The following is a 21,111-nucleotide window of genomic DNA, read 5'->3' as shown; positions in this document are numbered from 1 at the left end:
GTTGCGGATCGTGGCTTTCCCCTGATGTTTGGAGATTGATGATGAGGAAATCACTTCTTGCGCTGGCTGCCGGGCTTTTGCTTGCCGGGAGCGTCGGTGCAGCCTCCGCCGCCGACAAGCTCAAGGTCGGCTTCATCTATCTGGGTCCGATCGGAGATCTCGGCTGGACCTATCAGCACGATCTCGCGCGGCAGGCGCTGGTGAAGGAATTGGGCGACAAGATCGAGACCACCTATCTCGAGAACGTGCCCGAAGGTCCCGACGCCGAACGCTCCATCGAGCAGCTCGTCCGTGCCGGCAACAAGCTGATCTTCACGACCTCCTTCGGCTACATGGATCCGACGCTGAAGGTCGCCAAGAAGTATCCGAACGTGCATTTCGAACACGCGACCGGCTACAAGCGCAACCCGAACATGTCGACCTATTCGGCCAAATGGTATCAGGGCCGCTACATTCAAGGCCTGATCGCGGCCAAGATGTCGAAGTCGGGCGTGCTCGGCTATATCGGCTCGTTCCCGATTCCGGAGGTCGTCTCCGGCATCAACGCGACGATGCTGGCGGCGCAGACCATCAACCCCAACATCAAGGTCAAGATCATCTGGGCCAATACCTGGTTCGACCCGGGCAAGGAGGCCGACGCCGCCAAGGCGCTGATCGACCAGGGAGCCGACGTGATCATGCAGCACACGGATTCGCCGGCGGCGATGCAGATCGCCAGCGAACGCGGCAAGCTCGCCTTCGGCCAGGACTCAGAGATGATCAAGTTCGGACCCAAGACCCAGCTGACCTCGATCCTTGACACCTGGGGCCCCTACTACATCGAGCGCGTCAAGGCCGAGCTCGCCGGCACCTGGAAGTCGGAGGACACCTGGGGCGGCCTCGACAGCCACATGTTCGCGATGGCGCCCTATACCAACATGCCTGACGACGTGAAGAAAATGGCCGAGGATGCCCAGGCCGCGATCACAGCAGGCAAGCTGCATCCGTTCAAATGCCCGATCGTTGGGCAGGACGGCAAGCCGGTCGAGTGCAAGGGCGGCGATCATCTCGACGACGGCCAGATCCTCGGCATGAATTTCTACGTGAAGGGCATCGACGACAAGCTTCCGGGCAAGTAGCACGCTTCTTGCTTTGACCAGATCACCTGCTCCTCCCGGAGGAGGTTCGGAGGGGGTGGCCAGAAGCACCCGGCACTTGTGGCTGCCCCCTCTTTTATCCCAGCTGCATGCTCCGCGCCGCCGAACTGTGGCGGCGGATGAGGTCCGCGACATCGAGGCCCGGGATCGTGCCGTCGACCACGGCCCATTTTCCTGCCACCATGACGCGGTCGGCCCGATGCGCGCCGCACAGCACCAGCGCAGCCAGCGGATCGCCATGGCCGGAGAAGCGCAGCTCGTCGAGCTTGAATAGCGCGAGATCGGCGGCCTTGCCGACGGCGATCTCGCCGAGCTCGGGCCGACCGACGCACGCCGCCGAGCCTCTGGTGACCCAGCGCAGAGCGTCCTTGTGGCTGACCTTCGTCACGCCGTAGCGGGCTCGTTGCAGCAGGAAGGCGGCACGCACTTCTTGCATCAGGTTCGAGCCGTCGTTGGAGGCCGAGCCGTCGACCCCAATGCCGATGCCGACGCCGGCCTCCTCCATCTCGCACACCGGGCAACAGCCGGAGGCCAGCAGCTGGTTGCTGCACGCGCAATGGCTGATGGTCGTCCTGGCCTTGCCGAGCCGCTTCATCTCCTCGGCGTTGAAGAAGATTCCGTGAGCGAGCCAGGTCCGCGCATTGAGCCAACCACATTGTTCGAGATAGTCGAGCGGGCGGCAGCCATACATCTGCTCGCAAAACTTGTTCTCGTCCTCGGTCTCGGCGAGATGGGTGTGCAGGCGCACGTCGAGCTTTTCGGCGAGTTCGGCGGTGGCGCGCATCAGCGAGGTCGTCACGGAGAAGGGCGAGCACGGCGCCAGCGCAATCTGCACCATCGCATCTGCGCCGCGCTGGTGATGCTTGGCGACCACGCGCGCGCTGTCGGCGAGGATAGTGTCCTCGTCCTGCACGACGCTGTCGGGCGGCAGGCCGCCGTCGCGTTGCGACAGGTTCATCGAGCCGCGCGTCAGCAGCACGCGCATACCGAACCGCTTTGCCACTGCCACTTCGATATCCACGGCGTCCTCGAGTCCTGCCGGGAAGACGTAGTGATGATCGGTCGTCGTCGTGCAGCCTGACAGCAGCAGCTCGGACATCGCCACGGTGACGCCGAGTTCCAGCGCCTCCGACGTCAGCTTCGCCCACACCGGATAGAGCGCCTGGAGCCAGGGAAACAGCTCGCGATCCATCGCCGCCGGCAGGGCCCGCGTCAGCGTCTGGTAGAAGTGATGATGGGTGTTGATCAGACCAGGCAGCACGACGTCGTCGCCCGCGTCGAACACCACGACATCGGCCGTCGCAGGCGCGCCGCCGGCCGGCACCAGCTCGACGATCCGGCCATCCTTCACGACGACCCCGCGCTCGGCCCCGTCGGCGAGGATGGCCAGGGGATCCCTGATCCAGATCGGACTTTCGTCGGTCATGGTCCTGCTTCTCCTCAGATCCGCTTACGGCAGGCCTGCAAGGCGGAGGCCGGTCCGATCACGTTCTTGGCTGCGACTTGTTGTTGCGACTTGGCTCCGGTCTTGCAAGACTTTCTCTTGTCCGATTCACCCGGCGGAAGCGTTGGCGCAGCCATGGATTTGAATACCATCACAGCAGTCGCCCATCCGCAAACACGCGCGCAGCTTCCTGCCTGGACGACAGGTGATGCTTGGCTCGCGGGCGGCACCTGGCTGTTCTCGGAGCCGCAAGCGCATCTGCGGCGGCTGATCGATCTCACCGACCTGAAATGGCCGGCGCTGACGGTCACCGAGAGCCATCTCAGCATCGCCGCCACCTGCACCATCGCAGAGCTCGACGGTCTCGCCTGCCCGCCCGACTGGCTCGCGGCACCGCTGATCGGCCAGTGCTGTCGGGCCTTCCTTGCTTCGTTCAAGATCTGGAAGACGGCAACGGTCGGCGGCAATCTCTGCATGTCGCTGCCGGCGGGACCAATGATCTCGCTCACCTCGGCGCTCGACGGCGTCTGCACCATCTGGAAGGCCGGCGGCGGTGAACAGAGGATCTCCGTCGCCGACTTCGTCACCGGCAACCAGCGCAACCGCCTGACGCCAGGCGACCTGATCCGGCAGATCGATATCCCGATTGCCGCATTGAGGCGCCGCACCGCCTTTCGCCAGATCTCGCTGGCGCCTGTCGGCCGCTCGGCGGCGCTGCTCATCGGTAGTCTCGATCCGGACGGCACGCTGACGTTAACGGTTACCGCATCGACGGTGCGGCCGATCCAGCTGACCTTTCGCAAGGCCCCGGACGCGAGCGCGCTCCGCGATGTGATCGCGCAGCAGATCACGGACGACCTGTACCATACCGACATCCATGGCAAGCCACTCTGGCGCAAGCACATGACGCTGCGGCTCGCCGAGGAGATCCGCGGCGAGCTCCTGGGCGGAGCGCCATCATGAGCTTCGAGATCAACGGCAAGGCATTTTCGCAAGAGCCGCGCGCCGGCCAGTGCTTGCGCACTTTCCTGCGCGAGCTCGGCCATTTCGGCGTGAAGAAGGGTTGCGATGCCGGCGATTGCGGCGCCTGCACCGTGCTGCTGGATGGCGAGCCGGTCCATAGCTGCCTGATCCCGGCGTTCCGCGCCGAGGGGCGCAGCGTCACCACGATCGAAGGTCTCGGTGGGGACCACGGCGCCCATCCGATGCAGCAGGCCTTCCTCGATGCGCAAGGCTTTCAATGCGGCTTCTGCACCGCCGGCATGATCCTGACCTGCGCCTCGCTGAACCAGGCGCAGCGCACCGATCTCGGCACGGCAATGAAGGGCAATATCTGCCGCTGCACCGGTTATCGTTCGATCGAGGACGCGATTCTCGGCAACACCAATGTCGAGGCGAGCGTCGAGGCTGGCGCCGCATTCGGCCGCAGCCTGCCCGCCCCCGCAGGTCCCGACATCGTGCGCGGCAGGGCGCGTTACACCTTCGATACCGCCATCGACGGACTGCTGCACATCAAGCTGCTCCGTTCGCCGCACGCTCACGCCAGGATCGTGGCGATCGACAAATCGGAAGCCCTTCACGTCGCCGGCGTCCACGCCGTGCTGACGCATGAGGATGCGTCGCCGGTCCTGATGTCGACCGCGCGGCATGAGAAGGAGTGGATGGATCCCGAGGACACCCGCATCCTCGATGACGTCGTCCGCTTCATCGGCCAGAAGGTTGCCGCCGTCGTCGCCGAAAGCGAGGCTGCCGCTGAGGAGGCGTGCCGCCGGCTGAAGGTCAGCTACGAAATCCTGCCCGCGCTGATCGATCCGGAGCAGGCGATGGCCCCGGGCGCGCCCGTTATTCATCCTGATCGCACCATCGCGAACCGGGTCACTGATGCTCAGCGCAACCTCGTCGCGGAGACGCATGGCGAATTCGGCGACGTCGCGGCTGCGCTCGCCACCTCTGCCGTCACCTACGAGGGCACCTTCCACAGTCACCGTGTGCAGCATGCCGCCCTGGAGACCCATGGCGGCCTCGCCTGGCTCGATGAGGCCGGCGTGCTCAATGTCCGCACCTCGACGCAGGTCCCGTTCCTGACCAGGCGCGCGTTGTCCGATATCTTCAAGCTTCCTATGGACAAGGTCCGCGTGTTCTGCGAGCGCGTCGGCGGCGGCTTTGGTGGTAAACAGGAGATGTTCGTCGAGGACATTCTGGTGCTTGCCGCGCTCAAGACGGGGCGGCCGGTGAAGCTGGAGCTGACCCGCGAGGAGCAGTTCATCGCGACCTCGACGCGCCACCCAATGCGGGTCCACATCAAGACCGGCGCGGATGCCGACGGCAAGCTCACAGCGCTCCAGCTCGACGTGCTCTCCAACACCGGCGCCTACGGCAATCACGCTGGGCCCGTGATGTTCCACGCGCTGGCTGAGTCCATCAGCGTCTATAATTGCCCGAACAAGCGGGTCGACGGCGCCGCCGTCTACACCAACACGGTGCCGGCGGGGGCGTTTCGCGGCTATGGCCTGCCGCAGGCGCTGATCGCGGTGGAGGCCGCGATCGACGAGCTGGCGAAGCAGCTCGGCATCAGCCCCTACGAGATGCGCCGGCGCAACATCGTCAGGCTAGGCGATCCCATGCTGTCGCCGCCACCGTCCGAATTTCACGACGTCGACTATGGCTCCTACGGGCTCGACCAGTGCCTCGACCTTGTCGAGCGCGCGATGCAGGCCGATGGCCCGCAGCCCGAGCTGCCGCCGGAATGGCTGATCGGCGACGGCATCGCGCTGACCATGATCGACACGGCGCCGCCGGCGGGCCACCTCGCCGACGCCATGATCGTGCTGCGCGATGACGGCGGGTTCGATCTCACCGTCGGCACCGCCGAGTTCGGCAACGGCACCAGCACCGTGCACCGGCAGATCGCGGCGACGACGCTGGCGACCACCGTCGATAGGATCCACCTGCGCCAGTCCGACACCGCCCATGGCGGCCACGACACCGGCGCCTATGGCAGCGCGGGCATGTTCGTCGCAGGCAAGGCGACGCACGCGGCTGCCCTTCAGCTCGCGACCGAGCTGAAGCTGGCGGCCGCGGACGCCTGGCTGTGCGATGCCGCGAGCTGCGCGCTCAAGGACGAGGCCGTCGTCAGCGGCGTGCGCCGCATGTCCTTTGTGGAGCTGGCAAGGCTCGCGTGCGACCGCGGGCAGCCATTCGCAGGCACTGGCAATTCCACCGGCACGCCGCGCTCGGTCGGCTTCAACGTGCAGGGCTTTCGCGTCGCCGTGAACAAGGGCACCGGCGAGCTCAGGATTCTCAGGAGCGTGCAGGCGGCGGACGCCGGCGTCGTCGCCAATCCCATGCAATGCCGCGGGCAGGTCGAAGGCGGCGTCGCGCAGGCACTCGGCGCCGCGCTCTACGAGGAGATGGTGATCGACGCAGACGGCCGGGTCACCAACCCGAAGTTCCGCGACTACCACCTGCCCTCCTTCGCCGACGTGCCCCGCACCGAGGTGTTCTTCGCCGAGACGTCCGACACGATCGGACCGCTGGGCGCGAAGTCGATGAGCGAGAGTCCGTACAATCCGGTCGCAGCCGCGCTCGGCAACGCCATTGCCGATGCCACCGGCATCCGCTTCACCGCGCCGCCTTTCAAGCCGGACCGGTTGTTTCCGGCGCTGCTCGACAAGTTCGGTGATTAACTGCCGCGATAGGTCGAATAGCTCCATGGCGTGACCAGGAGCGGCACGTGATAGTGCCCCTCCGGCTCGCTGATCGCGAAACGCAGCGGGATCTCGTCGAGGAACGGCGGGTCGGATAACGGCACGTTACGCTCGGCGTAATATCTGGCAACGCTGAACCTGAGCTCGTAGCGGCCGATCGGCAAGGGGCGACCGCCGATCAGCGGTGGATCGGTGCGGCCGTCCGCGTTGGTGACAGTGCGCGCAATGACGCGGCTCTCGCCGAGGCGCGCGAGCTCGACCAGCTCAACCGGGATGCCCTGCGCAGGCTTGCCCGTGTGATTGTCGAGCACATGCGTCGACAGCCGGCCGTGCACCTTCAGCTTGTCGTCGGCAATGATGAGTTGATCGAGCCGCAGCGCGGAGATGCGGCCGATCTCCTCGATCGCGCGCCTTATCTCGGTCTTGACGATGTTGAGCAGCCGCGTCTCGAAGTCACGCAGGATGGAATCCCTGGTGTGACGGCGCACGCAGACGATATAGGGGAAGCCGAATTTGTCGCGATAGGCGGTGTTGACGCGCTCGAACGCGGCGTATTCGGCGTCCGACAGCCGGTCGAGGCCGGCGCTGTTCTGCTCGTCGGTCGACTCTGCCGTCAGCCCTGCCGCACGCTGGGTCTTGTTGGCGAGATCGGGATGCGCTCGGATTAATGTCAGCTGCACGTCCGGTTCGGCGCTCTGGATCGCCGCCATCAGCGCAGCATGCAACTGGTTGATGCCGTTGAACGGCCGTTTCCCGGCGAGCTGCTCGGCGATCCACGGTGAATATTCGACGACGTTGGCGAGCGCCGCGACGAAATCGGTTTTGCTTGCAGCGTTGAGATCGGCCAGCGAGATCTGCGACATCGCTCTCTCACCCGATCTCGAATGCATCGGCCGCAAGGTGCGCGTGCTTGTCGTGCCAGTGCTGTGCGATTTGCAATCGCGTCGGCACCCAGACGCGCTCGTGCTTGCCGATGTAATCCAGGAAGCGCATCAGCCCCGCGGCGCGGCCGGGCCGGCCGGCGAGGCGACAGTGCAGCCCCACCGACATCATCTTCGGCGCGGTCTGCCCTTCCGCATAGAGCACGTCGAAGGCGTCCTTCAGATAGGTGAAGAACTGCTCGCCTTCGGCGAACCCCTGCGGGTTGATGAAGCGCATGTCGTTGGCGTCTAACGTATAGGGAATGATGAGCTGCTTGCCGCCTGCGCCCTTCACCCAATAGGGCAGATCGTCCGCATAGGAATCGCAGAGATAGAGGAAGCCGCCCTCCTCCATCAACAGACGGTTGGTGTTGATCGAGGAGCGTCCGGTATACCAGCCGAGCGGCCGCGATCCGGTCGCCGCGGTATGGACGCGGATCGCTTCCGCGATCTCGGCGCGCTCCTGCGCCTCGGTCATGTCCTTGTGCTCGATCCATTTCAGGCTGTGGCTGGCGATATCCCAGCCCGCCTCCTTCATCGCCGCGACGATCTCGGGGTTGCGCTTCAGCGCGGTCGCGACACCGAACACGGTGGTCGGCCAGTTGCGCTCGCCGAACATCCGCCACAACCGCCAGAAGCCGGCGCGCGAGCCATATTCGAACATCGATTCGACATTGGCATGGCGCTGGCCCGGCCACGGCTGCGCGCCGAGCACATCGGACAGGAAGGCTTCCGAGGCGCGGTCGCCGTGCAAAATGTTGTTCTCGCCACCTTCCTCGAAATTGACGACGAACTGCACCGCGACCCGCGCATTGCCGGGCCACTCGGGATGCGGCGGGTTGCGGCCGTAGCCGCGAAGATCGCGCGGGTAACTTGTGTCACTCACTCAGACTTCCTCGAAGCGGATCGGCAGGGCGCCCTTCCACAACACGCTCTTGCCCAGCGCCGCCAGATTCTCCAGGCCCGAGGTCAGCGTGATGAAATGGTTGCCGGCGAGCTGGCCCATCTTGCTCGCGAAGTGCACGCCGCCATAGGCGAGCAGGATCTCGGTCTCGCTGATGCCGCCAGGATAGAGGATGATCTGGCCGGGCGCGGGATAGCTCGTATGGTTCTCGTAGCCGACGCCGAAATCGAGGTCGCCGAGCGGCATCCACACCCCCTCGCCGCTCCAGCGCACATGGATGATGTGGCTTTCGAACGGCAGCGCCTTGCGGAATGCGGCGACGGTCTTGGGTGCCAGCTGCTCCTCGAAGCGAGCATCGAAGGTGAAATCGCCGGCGCGGATAACGAGTTTGCTCATCTCATCTCTCTGGGTCGGGGGCGATGGGCCCCACGGTGGATTCCTCGGCAAAGAGCATTCCATCGGGCTTCGCGCAAGGGGCGCGGCCCTCACCTGCGGTCGTAGGACCAGCCGAAAATGCCGCTCCGCCGGACCTCCGGCTCCGGCTCCGCGGTCGCCGTCGGAGGCACCTCCTTCAGTTCTGCCTGCGCCGGCGGGGACGGCGCCGGCAGGGTCTGGCATTTCATGGAGTAGACCAGCTTGCCGTCCGCGGTACGCCCGATCGGGGCACAGGGGTCGGGATGCGCCGCCGTGGTCTTCGGCGTCATCTTCACTTGCGCCGCCGCCGGCGAGGCGATCAACAGCAGGACCAGCAGATATCTCGACATCATTGTCGCCTGGAAACTCAATTGGCCCCATTGAACCGGATTGCAGCGGTCAAGTCCATCGGCGCCGCGGGCGCGATTGCCGAATATTTAGCCGGCATGCGCCTAACACTCTGGGCGGAGGCCAAGACGAATTCGGGGAGCGCAACTGCTTCAACGCCGTCATTGCGAGCGTAGCGAAGCAATCCAGAGTCTTTCCGCGGCAAGATTCTGGATTGCTTCGTCGCAAGGGCTCCTCGCAATGACGGAGCAAGGGTCGCCGTCGTCGTCCTCCAATTCGCTGTCATTCCCCGCGAAGGCGGGGAATCCAGTACGCCGTGGCCTCTCGGCTCAATCACGACTGTCTCTGGAATACTGGATCGCCCGGTCGAGCCGGGCGATGATGGTGACCCAAATGGCCCGTCTGAGGCCTGTCCGCTAACCAGATCCCATGCGCGCTGATATCCATGATGGCCCGGAGCACTGCGCTCCAAGCCGAGGCCGGATACATTGATGCAAGACCGCATCTACCGGATCGTCGAAATCTTCTTGCACCGCACGGCCGGACCATACATGTGGTCAAAGGCCGCCCTCGGCAGCTCCATGACGCTATTCCGCTTAGCCGCCGGTAGCAGACAGTACGAACCCAAGAGCGGAAGTCAGCCACGGGCAACTAGGCGACATAGGAATTGCTAGACGAGGTGAGGCCGCCAACTGAGGCGGCATTAATTCATCTTGCGGCGGGCCTCATCTTGGTCTTGAACGGAGCGGATTTGCTCCGCGCCTTGCGCCAGCGCCTCATAATTCGCGGCTACCCTGTGCAGCGCTCTTTTGGCTTCTGAGCTCTCGCAGTTGTCCGCCTTGGCGCGAAACTCTTCCGCTCGCATCCGCCAGTATTTAGGTGGGTGCATCCGTTCAATTCCCATGAGCATACCTTCCGCCGGACCTTACAGATCAAGCTGCCTGATTGTATGAGCAGCTATCTCCTGGGGATTGCGAGTGCCGTCGCGGCCGATCTCGATGATCTTGCGAGCCACGATTTCGCAAATCGGATCGTTGCGATCGACCAGATGCAGCTCCTTGAGGGCTAAATTGAACGCGTGCCTAAGTGTTTCGGAGTGTTCCGATCTTATGGCGCGCCTTTCGAGTAAGCGGTCTAGCGGCATCGCTCGCCTCGGGTTGATCATTTCAAAGCCTGCGCTCTATGCCCATGCGAGATCAAGAAAACAGTTGTTAGTTCAATCCGTTGTTGGGGGCTTCGGCGATTTTGGCAATTTGCCCGTTAAACTATGTTAGTGCGATTAATTAGCCAAAATAGTAATCGACTTATTTGAAGACTTTTGCGCATTAGGAGTGATGCGGATGGGTGAACTCAGCAGAGCCGAACGCCTCCAAATAATGCTGTCGCAAACGGAACTCCGCGCCGTAGATACGTGGCGTTTCAAGAAGCGGATGCCGAGCAGAGCGTCGGCACTACGGGAATTGCTCAAGCGGGGCCTTGCTGCCGAAGGATTTTTGGAAGCCGATGAAGGGCAGAAGTCCAAGGATTTCTCCGTTGTCGATTGAGCGCGATTTAGTGCGACGGACTATCAGACGCAAAGACTGCTCAGGGTCAAAATGCGAAGAAACCAGGCTGCGCACTTCAAGGCCGTTACGGCCCACTGAACCGATCTCATGAGCGTGCAGCCACATCGCTAACGGAGCCGCGCTGGCGCTCGTATCAGTCCAAGCTTCTATGAGCAGCTTGGCGGTCCCGGTTGCGGGCTATCCCATTGATAAACAGATCGACGGGCAAGCTGATCAGCGAGGTCGGGCAAAGATCGACTTCCGGGACCTAAGCGGCCGCGTTTGCTCTCCGCCCCAGTAAACGGGATACGGGCCGTTTACCGGCGTTTACGCACACCGACAGCACACAGGCGGCCATCCTAGCGAACCAAAGCCGAAAAACATCCGGGGGAAATATCCTCAAGGCAGGCGGTCGCGCGTCCCTGCTCGGTTCCCTCGCACCGGGAGGACCCGATGGAGTTAGGCACCAAACCTTCGCCCGCGAGTTACCTGGCATCACCGGCCGAGGCTCTGCCCGTAGGCGTCGGTGGCTGAGAGACCGATTGCGCTCCCGCCTGCACAACAAGGGAGCGCGCCATGCCGGAAAACGGCAAAATCACTCGCACTCGAAATTTGACCTCCGAAATCGCGGATGCGAACGCTTCTATGCGCGAGACCGTGCAAAGATCACGCGAAATCCTCAAAGAGCCGCCGCCAGATACCTTCTTGGGACGTAAAACGCACGAACCGTTCCCCATCGAGAAGGAGTAAGGCCGATGGCGATGTGGGGCGGCGGCCTAACTCGCTTGGCGATCCCAAGGTTAGCAACCTTCGCCCGCGCGGACGCGTTGCTCAACATCACCGGTCAAGGCTGACTTTCCGCAGGCGTCCGGTGGCTGAACGAGCGACCGCGCTCCCGCCTGCTTACGAGGGAGCAATTGCCATGCTGAGACGACTTCGTTTCAAGAACACTACTTTGGAAGAAGAAATGCTCGTGGAGGAAGCGCAGCGACTGCGGGAAGAGGTCCAAGGCATTTCGCCCGGCTTTGTGAGAGCGCGATTCATCGTCAAGCTCGACGAGCTAAGTCCGCTTCTCACGTGAGAGAATGGCTGGCCTCGCCGGGTCTACAGCCTTCGAAGTAAGAACTAGGCCTCCCCAAGTTGGCGGTCTTCTCATTCCATCTGATCGAGATCGCCTTTTCCTCTGAATAGCTTGTCGGCTCGGTGTTCTTCCGGATTTGAAAGTCGCGACTTTCACGAGTTCAAATTTTGCTGCGTGGGTTTGAACCTCGCGATGCCCTGGTCACCATGCCAAAGTTCGATCGGTTCGCGATCAGCCAATTGCTTTGCTCTCTTTCGTCGTCGTCGGTGTTTTTTTGGTTCTGACAATTATCGTCTTGATTGCCGTTGGCGCTTGGGAGGCAGCGGATAAAGACTGCTTTCAAGCCGCTCGGGAGGCAACAATGAACACGCCCGAATGCTATAGTACCGTAATGGTCGCTTGCGGCTCGTCCCTGACCATTGTCGTTTTGATGGCTCTCGGGGTTTGGTAGGCGCACAGGCGCGGCGCGTGCATGTGGCAAATCATAACCCGGCTACGCTGGCTGCTCTCGGGCGCGTCGATGCCCGACAGGCAAATGCGGGAGTCACGAATTTCAAGTGTATCCTTAGTCCCGCAGAGGCGCCGAGACGATCCGCTGGCATGGAAGGCACTTGTAGACCCGCACAGCCTGCCGATCCCCGATTGCGCGCAAAGCTCCGACCGGCACCATTTCGCGGGTGCAATTCTCGCAGGCGAGAGGTGGCAGGACGTTGCTGTCGGCTCGGTTCATAGCGACTAAGCGCATAACCCGAAGCCAGGACCGGCGAACACTTGGGAAAAATACGGATGCAGAAGCCGCCGTTGTCGCTTCGGCTGTTGAAGGGAAACCAGAGGCCGGGCCCAGCTGGCCTCAAGCGTCGCTTTTGACCCATCTGAGACATTGCACCCTTCGAACTATCCGCGCGTTCGGCCTCGGAAAGTTCCGCACGGCACGGTGCACCTATGATGCGATTTAGATCGCCACCTGGGCGCCGATCTCCACAACGCGCTCGGTCGGTATCCGGAAATAGTTGGTTGCGTCGCTGGCTCCCGATGCGAGAGCAATGAACAGTCGATCTTGCCAGCGCGGCATGTCCGACCTGGAGGCGATCCTAAGCGAGCGTCGCGACAGATAGAACGACGTCGACATGATCTCGAACTGCCATCCCGCCTTGCGCGCGATGGCAAGTGCCTGGGGGATATTGGGTACATCCATGAATCCGAACCGCAGCACGACTCGGAGAAATCTGTTCCCAAGAGGCTCAATGCGAACGCGCTCCTCCGGCGAAACATGCGGTCTCTGGTCATATTCGACCGTCAACACGACATTCCGGTCGTGCAGCACCTTGTTGTGCTTGAGATTGTGCATAAGCGCAGTTGGTGCATGCTTCGGATCGCCGGTGAGAAAGACAGCGGTACCTGGCGCACGAGGCGGCGGCGAGCGTTCCAGCATCTTCACCAGCGTGGCCAACGGAGTTTGCAGCTTCGCGGTCTTTGCCGCCAGAACCGCCGTACCGCGACGCCAAGTGTACATGACCGTCACCATCGCGGTCCCGAGCATCAAGGGCATCCAGCCGCCTTCCATGACCTTCAGCAGGTTGGCGCCAAGGAAGGTGAGATCCAACACCAGGAAGGGTGCAACCAGTGCCGCGGCCGCCACGGACGACCAGTTCCATACCTTCCAGATCACGATAAAGGCGAGCATCGCCGTCACGACCATGGTGCCGGTGACGGCGATGCCGTAAGCGGAGGCCAGGGCGTTCGACGAGCGAAACATGAAGACCAGCACCAGAACGCCGACCAGCAGGAATCCGTTGACGCGCGGCATGTAGATCTGACCGACGAGGGCCTCGGACGTGTGTCTGATCTCCAAGCGCGGCAGCAGGCCCAATTGAATGGCCTGTTGGGTCACGGAATAGGCGCCAGTAATGACTGCCTGACTCGCGATGACGGTCGCAGCGGTGGCGAGCACCACCATCGGTATCAGGACCCATTGGGGATAAAGCAGAAAAAACGGATTCTCGATCGCGGCCGGGTTGGCCAGGATCAGGGCTCCCTGGCCGAAATAGTTGATCGTCAGTGCCGGCAGGGCCACAAACAGCCATGCAGTCCGGATCGGCCCGCGACCGAAATGGCCGAGATCGGCATAGAGCGCCTCTGAGCCTGTTACCACCAGGAACACGGCGCCCAACGTCAGCAGCCCGACGATGCCGTGCTCGAGCAGGAAGCGCACGCCATGAAGCGGATTGAACGCGAGCAGCACCGACGGATTCTGTGCGATGTGCCAGAGTCCCGCCAGCGTGAGCGCGATGAACCACACCAGCGTGATCGGGCCGAAGAAGGCGGCAACCCGCGCCGTTCCGCGGGACTGCACCGAAAACAGCCCGAGCAGAATCGCGGCCGTCATCGGGACCACATACGGTTCAAACGCCGGCGTGATGATCTTGATGCCCTCGATAGCCGATAGCACCGAGAGCGAGGGGGTGATGATCGCGTCGCCATAGAACAGGCCGCCGCTGATGATGCCTAACAGGACGATCCCCGGTGCTCGCCGGCCCATGGCCCTGTTGGCGAGCGCCATTAAGGCGAGCGTCCCGCCCTCACCATTGTTGTCGGCACGCAGCAGAATGACGACGTACTTCAAAGTGACAACTAAGAGCAGCGCCCAGACGATGAGCGAGAGGATTCCGAGCACCGCCTCGAAGTTCGCCGGATTTCCAGGGCCGACCGCCGCCAGCACGGATTCCTTTACCGCATAAAGCGGACTCGTTCCGATATCGCCATAGACGACGCCGATGGCGCCGAGAGTCAGCCCCCAGAAGCTGGCATGCCGCTGACCATCGACAGCTTGCGCGTCTTGACTCCCGGCTCCCGTTTGATCGGCCGCTTTTGTCGACATGTTTTTTCACGTCCCTCTGTTCTCAATGGTCCGGGATCGGCCGAACCAATGCACGGGCGTGCATCCGATTCACCGGAAGTTATCGCAGCAGAATGGATCTGCCGCGATGGGACGGACGTGCGGCACGGACGGCAAGCTAACACGTTGAGCTGCAGCAAGAAGCCGCTTCGCCTCGATCAAGGAGAGCAGGATCGCGACCGCCCCCGATTCATGCCGCTCTTCGGCCGGCTCATCGAACTCGATCGGAACATCGGGATGACGAGACAGCGAACAGACCCACTCGCCGCCGTCATAAACCAATCGGCGAAGGCGCCACATCGGCAGCTCCAACTCGATCAGGGCGAGCGCTGCGTCCGTCCAAGCCTCGGCGAGAATCAGGCGATCGAAAGCCGCGGCCTTGCCGGCTCTAACCAGATTCGGGACGCGCGTGCAGGTATCCGCAATAACCTTGGCGATCAGGTCGGGCGTGAGTTTCCGTGCGCCGCGAAGTTCATCGGCCATCCGCTCAAAACACCGGGTGTCACCGCTTTCGGTTGGCAACGCACGCTCCATCGTCGATGGCCGAATGCGACCGCGCCTGTAAGATGGGCGCAAGTGACATAGAGAAGCGAGAGTTGTCGGAGGGGCAGAATATAGGATTCCTATAGGAATGGCCGCCGTCGATATAAAGGAACTTAAGACCACTTCACGGGAGGGGGCCAAGTGATCGCTTGGGCGGGCACCAGCCAATGCGCGGCTTCGGGCACGATTTCGACAGTAAATCGTAGCGACCGCATGGGAGCATAGTTTACAATCCGTCTGCCGAACTCAGCAGTGCGCGAAGGCGCGGGTAGTTGCATGAGCACCGGGGCTCTCAAGGTTCTGATCGTCGATGACGAGCCACTAATCCGACACCTACTCAGAATGGGTTTGGTCACGCAGGGCTATGAGGTCCTTGATGCTCCAGATGGAAAGACCGCCCTCCAACTGCTCTCGCACAATCCTGACATGATCATACTCGATCTCGGGTTGCCCGACACGGAAGGCCTCGATCTACTTTGTATGCTCCGCGCACAAGACGAGCATGTCGCAATAATCGTACTGTCAAGTCGCGATGACGAAACCCGCAACGTCGGGGCGTTGGATTGCGGCGCCGATGACTACGTTACGGAGCCTTTTGAGATGAATGAACTGCTCGCGCGGATGCGCGCAGTTCTTCGCTACCGACTACAAGTCCATAGTGATTGTCCATTGTTCCGGGTCGGCGATCTCTCGATTGATCCCGTCCGCCGCATAGTGAGGGTGCATGATCGCGAGGTTAAGCTTTCTCCGAAGGAGTATGACCTCCTGCGACTGCTGGTGCAGCACGCCGGCAAGGTGCTGACGCAAAAGTTTCTGATCGAAAAGCTTTGGGATCAGAACACGGATGCACAGCTCCTTCGGGTCTATGTTCGCCAGCTCAGACAGAAAATCGAAAACGAACCGGACCGGCCTGAATACATCCTGACCGAAACCGGCATCGGCTATCGTTTCCGTGGGCCCGATTGAAGGGCAGTTCATTGATTTCACAATTAAATTAAGTGAGGCCGAGAGCGACTGCGACGCATCTCGGGGCGCTCAGGCCGCACCTCCGAATCACGAACTCCGCCGCCTCTGTGGAGGTTGAATTGTCGCCATCGCGATGTATAACAGCATCCGGGTGCTCGCTGCATTGGCAGCGACAGGTCAAGCGATGGTCGGGCCGCCACGCGGACAGTGCGCGCCCCATGTACGATAGCCCGTCATTCGACGACCTTCCAAAAGTCCAGCGGCTCGCGGAACAGGCCCTCAGCACCTTTCATCGATTTCTGCATGTCGAGGCGGTAAGCGGCGCCGTGCTTCTCGTTGCAGCCGCCGCCGCACTGATCTGGGCCAACTCTCCAGCCGCTCCTAGCTATCGCGCCTTTTGGAACGTTCCGCTGGCAATCGGAATCGGGGAGCACGTCTTTTCCCGGTCGCTACATTTCTGGGTCAACGACGCGCTGATGACAGTCTTCTTCCTCGTCGTGGGCATGGAGATTCGGCGGGAAGTTCATGAAGGCGCATTGAGCCGACTCGACCAGGCCGTTCTGCCGCTGGTTGCTGCGGCTGGCGGCGTCGTTGTTCCGGCGCTCATCTATTTGAGCCTCAACAACGATCCAACTCGGGGGCACGGCTGGGCCGTGCCGACCGCGACAGACATCGCCTTTGCCGTGGGAGTGCTCGCGCTGCTCGGACGAAAGACCCCGGTCAATGTGCGAGTCTTTCTGCTCGCTCTGGCGATCATCGACGACATCATTGCGGTCCTGATCATCGCTGTATTCTACACCGAAAGTCTGCAACTTGGTGGCTTCATCGTCGCGGCGATTGGCGTACTTGCGGTCTTGGGATTTCAGCGTATTGGGATCGGTGCTGCGCTGCCTTATGTTGTGCCCGGTTCTTTGGTTTGGATCGGATTCTTTGTAGCCGGAGTCCATCCAACGCTTGCTGGTGTGGTTCTCGGGCTGATGACTCCGGCGCGCGCCATACCGATGCGGGAGCCTCCACTGGAGGTAGCGTCGCGGGTTCTCAGGCAATTGAGGACCAGCGATGTGATGAGAGCAAGCGATCCGCATTTGTTACAGCAGCCGCTGCGGGACCTTCGCGTCGCCCACCGCGAAATTTTGCCGCCCGTCTCGCGGGTGCAGATGACACTGCATCCTTGGGTAGCTTACGGAGTGATGCCGATCTTCGCGCTGGCGAACGCCGGCGTCAGCCTAGCGGGCGCTGATCTCTCTGGTGGGAGCCATCTGGTGATGATGGGCACTGCACTTGCCTTGGTCGCTGGAAAGCCGCTTGGCGTCGTCGGCGCGACTTGGGTCGCGGTACGACTAGGCAGGTGTCGCCTTGCTCCTGGAGTTTCGTGGGGTGGCGTCTGCCTGGTCGGGCTGCTGGCTGGCATCGGCTTTACCATGTCGATCTTCATCTCGATGCTCGCCTTCTCCGATGAGGGATTACTGAGAGCGGCGAAACTGGGGGTGCTCTTTGGGTCGCTTGTCGCCGCCACACTCGGCCTTGGCTGGGGCATCACTTACGTTCGACGTCAATGAAAGCGACTCTAATGTCATTCAAAGCTCCGCACGTATCGTTCCTATCATTCGCCGTTGAGGTTCGACCCTCCGGGATTACCCAAGTGATGATCGTCGAAACTGGCTTGCACCTGAATCCGAAGCATCCCTCGTACACTAAATCCGCCGTGGAAACTCTTATTTCGGCCGCGCAAGAATATGTTAGCGCCAACATAGAGGGTTCTGCCGCCATTCGGCTTGTCTCGACCCAAAGCGGCGAAATCTGACTGTCTGTTCTCGTTGTTTGACCGCAGCCGACGTCGGCCGGTAGTCGTCGAGGCAAATCGATAACCGCCCGCAGGCTCGTTGCCATTTCCTGTTCAAGTTCTCTGCTTTAGCAAAGAGGAGGAGCCGATCATGAATAGTCTCTGGACGGGAATTACGATGCTCACGATTGGAGCAATCCTCATCATTGTCGGTCGGCCGAATAGGGAGGGCGAGCATCCTTGGTTCTTGCGCTTCGAAGCAGCCCTCGTTCTCTATCCGCCCATCGTTCTGACTTTTCTTGCGCTCGGAGCTGTGGCTCTGATTTCGGGCTTGCTGAGCAAGTAGTTTTTCCCTCCGGACACAGCGCGTGCTACGTTTTTCATCCCGCCGTACATACAAAAGTACAGGGCGCAATGATTAGGAATCGTAACGAAGCCACGCAGACAATCCAACCCGCAGGGCCGGTTGCGCAGGAGCCGTGACTTCGGCTTGTCCCCCCAAGCCGAACAAGGCTGAGGATGTTGGCTATCGACGGGAGACTGGACGCGGGGCCGCGCTTGCCTCGACGGAGCTTTTGAGCCAAAGCGAGACGCTTGAAAGTGCCATCGCAGTAATGACCAACAGTAGTTCGCGTTTTTTCATCGTAAGACTCGGGGTGTCAGGTGGAAAATCTACGGAGCTGCGAGCGGGACAACAATCTAGATCTGCGCGATCTTCGCTATTTCATTCATTCTCGCAACGAGTTCCTCTGTGTCATTTCCCTTTCCCGGAGTGGCCCAACGATCTGTCCGGTCGAGTACATGACGACAGAGATCAGTGCACTCGTGAAGTAAACGATCGCCGCGAGAACCATATCGATCACCGTTCTGCTAGAGGCCAGCATCACGAAGCATACGACAAGCGCAACGATACTAACGACGATCGTAAATGCGTCACCTGAACGCGCAGCGTAAATGAATGGCGCGATGGCAGTGAGGAATAGACACACAGCGATGGCGATTCCAGCTATCACCGATCCGCCTGTGGCCATTGATGGAGCGACCTGCTTCACGATGGCTTCGATGTCAGGCTTCGGAATGTCTCCCGTGTAGACGAGATAGCAATATCCGCCGACAAGTAGAACGATCAGAGCAAACGAAGCGAACTTCACGGCGAAGCGGACGTATTCCATCAAGGCCCCCGGGTAAAGCGCCGATTTTCGTCAGACCCCAGCCGGTCCTTGCGCAATGTCGATCACATGCCGATCAGCGCCAACAGTAATGACAACGGTGTAAGTCTTCGGTCCTCCGCCATCGCTGGCGACTGGCGGCGCCAGATGCAATTGCCCGCCGTACCATTCACCGGGCATGAGCGTGTTGTCCTTGATGACCGACTGCTCAAGGATCGCCATATTGCGCTGCCCAGCTTCAACCGTGGAAGCGATCATCGCCTCATTCTGCGCGCTCGCATTGTCTTTGCGACCGGCTACGGTCCCGAGGTGTTGCCGATCTTCGTGCCGTGCGGTAGTTAGAAAAACCCGTCACGAGCCCGTGATCGCAGCGGCTGGCGACAGCGTTTTGACCAGGCTCGCCTCAGGCGCGGCTAGATATTGGAAGCGGGACTTGATGCCGGTTCCGAAGATTTCGAAGGATTCCTCGAAAGCATACCGTTTGCATTCGCCAGAACCTTCGATGGAGGGCCTTCCGCACAAACCCGGCCATTTTCGATAGAAACCACGTGGTCTGCATCGAGCACGGACTCGATGCGATGCGTAATGAGCAATAAGGTTCGGCCCTTCAACTGCAGCTGAATCGCACGTCGAACGTTTTCCTCCAGGGTTCGATCGAGCGCGCTCATCGCTTCGTCGAGGATGAGAAACTTTGGATTGCGCACAATCGCACGTGCAAGACCAAGTCGCTGACGCTGACCGCCCGAGAAGCGCAGGCCATGCTGCCCTATCCAGGTGTCGTATTTATCCGGTAAGGCCTCGACGACCTCCGAAATGCCCGCGACCCGCAGCGCCTGCCGAACCTCTTCCTCGGAGGCGTCGTTCTTGGCCATCCGAACGTTCTCGATCACCGTGCCTTCGACTAGGTCGACATCCTGGCCCGCAATCGCGAGCATGCCGAGCCAATCGGTTCGACGAACGTCTTCGATGGATCGCCCATCAACCCGTATGATACCCGCGTTGGCCGAATAGAGTAGCAACAATAGATTTACGATCGTGGTCTTGCCCGCTCCACTGGCTCCAATGAGCGCAGTGGTCTTCCCCGCGGGAATGTCAAACGAAGCATCCAAAAGAGCGGGCTCCGTGCCGGCATCATAGCGGAACGTCACGTTGCGAAATGAAATGCCGTTCTCCAGTTTAGCCACGGCCACGTGCCCGGCCTTCGGGTACTCCTTGTCATCTGTCGACAGCATGTGTCTGATGGACCGCAGCTGCGGCTCGATCTGCGCCATATACAGCAGGTTCCCTTCCAGATCTCGCATATGCGGCTGCAATCGATAGAGCAATGCGACCGCGGTCAAGCTTGTCGCGAAGCCAATTCCCCACATATCAGCGAACGCGATGACGAGAAACAGCACGACAAGATACCCCACCTCCGTCAGGGGCGAGACCAGGGCGGACAGACGCGCAAGGCGCAGCGCGACCTGTCGGGCCTGCGTCGAAGCCTGCTCGAAGCGCTTCTGGTGAATCTCCTCCTGGCCATACGCGCGGATCGTGCGCATACCCTGGATTGTCATCAGCATATGCTCACCCAGCTTTTGATGAACCAGCTTGACGCCGGCACCCAACTGCTGCATCGGCAACGAAAGATGGCGCAATCCCGCCGATATGATCATCGAGGCCGCGACGGCGACGACCGTTACCTTGATCGAGAGCGCCAACAGAAATGACGCGAAGAGAAAAACCGAACACGAACTCACGATAATGCGGGTAAGACTGGCGTATGCCCCGGAGATCACCCATGTCTCGGTTCCCAACACCTCCATGAGATATGCTTCGTCATGGCGTTGGCAGAACGAATACGAAGTTGACAGATACTGCAGATGAACGCGGTTGCGCGCGACTTCATTGATCTTCTCTCCAACACGCGTACTGATCAATGTGTTGATGAAGGAAAGAGCACCGCGAGCAATGATGAGAAGGAGCAGCACGACAGCAGTTTCGGTCGAGCTGTGAAACCAGTTCGCCGCATATCGGAGCGCTTCGCCCAGGAGGCCACTGGTCGACGTTGCTAGCTCCACCTGCCCCATGGCGAAATAGAAGAACAGGAGCACAAGGGTAATCCCGACCGTCTCCGCCAATGATGTAGCAAAGCCAAGGACAATCAGCGCGGGCGTCACCCAACCGGGCAGCGGAGCAAGCTTGAGCAGCTTGAACAGTTCGACCAATGCAGCGCGGCGAGCAGCTCTCGGTCTTTGTATGTTGTTCGCGCGCTCT

21 protein-coding genes are annotated in these 21,111 nt (G+C 61.2%); 10 read left to right on the top strand and 11 right to left on the bottom strand.

Annotated elements, in window-relative coordinates; all coding sequences use genetic code 11:
• Positions 1–41 precede the first annotated feature (41 nt).
• Positions 42–1,118: a BMP family ABC transporter substrate-binding protein gene (locus tag ACNJX8_RS13605; RefSeq protein WP_164934525.1), complete on the top strand. Its 1,077-nt coding sequence runs from the start codon at positions 42–44 to the stop codon at positions 1,116–1,118.
• Positions 1,119–1,212: 94 nt separating this feature from the next.
• Here ACNJX8_RS13605 and ACNJX8_RS13600 read toward each other — a convergent pair whose 3' ends face one another.
• A complete protein-coding gene (locus ACNJX8_RS13600; RefSeq protein WP_439361001.1) occupies positions 1,213–2,562 on the bottom strand; it encodes an 8-oxoguanine deaminase in 1,350 nt (449 codons plus the stop codon).
• 153 nt (positions 2,563–2,715) lie between these two features.
• On the opposite strand from ACNJX8_RS13600, the gene ACNJX8_RS13595 reads away from it, so the two are divergent.
• Both ACNJX8_RS13595 and ACNJX8_RS13590 read left to right on the top strand, forming a co-directional pair.
• Positions 2,716–3,543, top strand: a complete 828-nt coding sequence (locus ACNJX8_RS13595) for an FAD binding domain-containing protein (protein ID WP_439360999.1) — start codon at positions 2,716–2,718, stop codon at positions 3,541–3,543.
• Complete coding sequence (locus ACNJX8_RS13590; protein ID WP_439360997.1) at positions 3,540–6,266, top strand: molybdopterin-dependent oxidoreductase; 2,727 nt, start codon at positions 3,540–3,542, stop codon at positions 6,264–6,266. Before ACNJX8_RS13595 ends, ACNJX8_RS13590 begins: the two co-directional genes overlap by 4 nt.
• On the opposite strand, the gene uraD is transcribed toward ACNJX8_RS13590, so the two are convergent.
• The 5 genes from uraD to ACNJX8_RS13565 form a co-directional block, all read right to left on the bottom strand.
• Entirely contained in the window at positions 6,263–7,150 is an 888-nt protein-coding gene (uraD, locus tag ACNJX8_RS13585; RefSeq protein ID WP_439360995.1) for a 2-oxo-4-hydroxy-4-carboxy-5-ureidoimidazoline decarboxylase, read from the bottom strand. The two genes, ACNJX8_RS13590 and uraD, sit on opposite strands and share 4 nt — an antisense overlap.
• A 7-nt stretch (positions 7,151–7,157) precedes the next feature.
• Positions 7,158–8,093, bottom strand: a complete 936-nt coding sequence (gene puuE, locus ACNJX8_RS13580; RefSeq protein WP_439360993.1) for an allantoinase PuuE — start codon at positions 8,091–8,093, stop codon at positions 7,158–7,160.
• On the bottom strand, positions 8,094–8,507 hold the full coding sequence (locus ACNJX8_RS13575; protein ID WP_439360991.1) for a DUF3830 family protein: 414 nt from the start codon (positions 8,505–8,507) through the stop codon (positions 8,094–8,096). It lies immediately after the preceding gene.
• Between the two features lie 89 nt (positions 8,508–8,596).
• On the bottom strand, positions 8,597–8,875 hold the full coding sequence (locus ACNJX8_RS13570) for a hypothetical protein (protein ID WP_439360989.1): 279 nt from the start codon (positions 8,873–8,875) through the stop codon (positions 8,597–8,599).
• 701 nt (positions 8,876–9,576) lie between these two features.
• Positions 9,577–9,777 (bottom strand): hypothetical protein, encoded by a 201-nt coding sequence (locus ACNJX8_RS13565; protein WP_439360987.1) that lies wholly within the window; start codon positions 9,775–9,777, stop codon positions 9,577–9,579.
• Between the two features lie 436 nt (positions 9,778–10,213).
• Here ACNJX8_RS13565 and ACNJX8_RS13560 point away from each other — a divergent pair, with 436 nt between their 5' ends.
• From ACNJX8_RS13560 to ACNJX8_RS13550, 3 genes are all read left to right on the top strand, one after another.
• Positions 10,214–10,417, top strand: a complete 204-nt coding sequence (locus tag ACNJX8_RS13560; protein ID WP_439360985.1) for a hypothetical protein — start codon at positions 10,214–10,216, stop codon at positions 10,415–10,417.
• 576 nt (positions 10,418–10,993) lie between these two features.
• Complete coding sequence (locus ACNJX8_RS13555; RefSeq protein ID WP_439360984.1) at positions 10,994–11,167, top strand: hypothetical protein; 174 nt, start codon at positions 10,994–10,996, stop codon at positions 11,165–11,167.
• Between the two features lie 172 nt (positions 11,168–11,339).
• On the top strand, positions 11,340–11,498 hold the full coding sequence (locus ACNJX8_RS13550) for a hypothetical protein (protein ID WP_439360983.1): 159 nt from the start codon (positions 11,340–11,342) through the stop codon (positions 11,496–11,498).
• Positions 11,499–12,450: 952 nt separating this feature from the next.
• Here the strand turns inward: ACNJX8_RS13550 and ACNJX8_RS13545 are convergent.
• Both ACNJX8_RS13545 and ACNJX8_RS13540 read right to left on the bottom strand, forming a co-directional pair.
• Positions 12,451–14,376, bottom strand: a complete 1,926-nt coding sequence (locus tag ACNJX8_RS13545) for a potassium transporter Kup (protein ID WP_439360982.1) — start codon at positions 14,374–14,376, stop codon at positions 12,451–12,453.
• Between the two features lie 69 nt (positions 14,377–14,445).
• Positions 14,446–14,928 carry a hypothetical protein gene (locus tag ACNJX8_RS13540; protein WP_439360981.1) on the bottom strand — a complete coding sequence of 161 codons (483 nt, stop codon included), beginning with the start codon at positions 14,926–14,928 and terminating at the stop codon, positions 14,446–14,448.
• 285 nt (positions 14,929–15,213) lie between these two features.
• Here ACNJX8_RS13540 and ACNJX8_RS13535 point away from each other — a divergent pair, with 285 nt between their 5' ends.
• The 4 genes from ACNJX8_RS13535 (at position 15,214) to ACNJX8_RS13520 (ending at position 18,032) form a co-directional block, all read left to right on the top strand.
• Positions 15,214–15,903 (top strand): response regulator, encoded by a 690-nt coding sequence (locus ACNJX8_RS13535; protein ID WP_439360980.1) that lies wholly within the window; start codon positions 15,214–15,216, stop codon positions 15,901–15,903.
• A gap of 218 nt (positions 15,904–16,121) precedes the next feature.
• The gene (gene nhaA / locus ACNJX8_RS13530) at positions 16,122–17,462 is read left to right on the top strand and encodes a Na+/H+ antiporter NhaA (RefSeq protein ID WP_439360979.1); all 1,341 of its coding nucleotides are present in this window, start codon (positions 16,122–16,124) and stop codon (positions 17,460–17,462) included.
• Positions 17,463–17,545: 83 nt separating this feature from the next.
• Positions 17,546–17,707 (top strand): hypothetical protein, encoded by a 162-nt coding sequence (locus tag ACNJX8_RS13525; protein ID WP_439360978.1) that lies wholly within the window; start codon positions 17,546–17,548, stop codon positions 17,705–17,707.
• A 130-nt stretch (positions 17,708–17,837) separates the two neighbouring features.
• Positions 17,838–18,032 (top strand): hypothetical protein, encoded by a 195-nt coding sequence (locus tag ACNJX8_RS13520; RefSeq protein WP_439360977.1) that lies wholly within the window; start codon positions 17,838–17,840, stop codon positions 18,030–18,032.
• Between the two features lie 382 nt (positions 18,033–18,414).
• Here ACNJX8_RS13520 and ACNJX8_RS13515 read toward each other — a convergent pair whose 3' ends face one another.
• The 3 genes from ACNJX8_RS13515 to ACNJX8_RS13505 form a co-directional block, all read right to left on the bottom strand.
• On the bottom strand, positions 18,415–18,858 hold the full coding sequence (locus ACNJX8_RS13515) for a hypothetical protein (protein WP_439360976.1): 444 nt from the start codon (positions 18,856–18,858) through the stop codon (positions 18,415–18,417).
• Positions 18,859–18,888: 30 nt separating this feature from the next.
• Complete coding sequence (locus ACNJX8_RS13510; protein ID WP_439360975.1) at positions 18,889–19,113, bottom strand: hypothetical protein; 225 nt, start codon at positions 19,111–19,113, stop codon at positions 18,889–18,891.
• Between the two features lie 155 nt (positions 19,114–19,268).
• Positions 19,269–21,062 carry an ABC transporter ATP-binding protein gene (locus tag ACNJX8_RS13505; protein ID WP_439360974.1) on the bottom strand — a complete coding sequence of 598 codons (1,794 nt, stop codon included), beginning with the start codon at positions 21,060–21,062 and terminating at the stop codon, positions 19,269–19,271.
• Positions 21,063–21,111: the final 49 nt, after the last annotated feature.

The organism is Bradyrhizobium sp. SPXBL-04 (assembly GCF_051853035.1).
Taxonomy (GTDB): Bacteria; Pseudomonadota; Alphaproteobacteria; order Rhizobiales; family Xanthobacteraceae; genus Bradyrhizobium; species Bradyrhizobium zhanjiangense.
The sequence above is the reverse complement of the archived record's forward strand: the minus strand, read 5'-3'. Positions and strand labels throughout refer to the sequence as shown.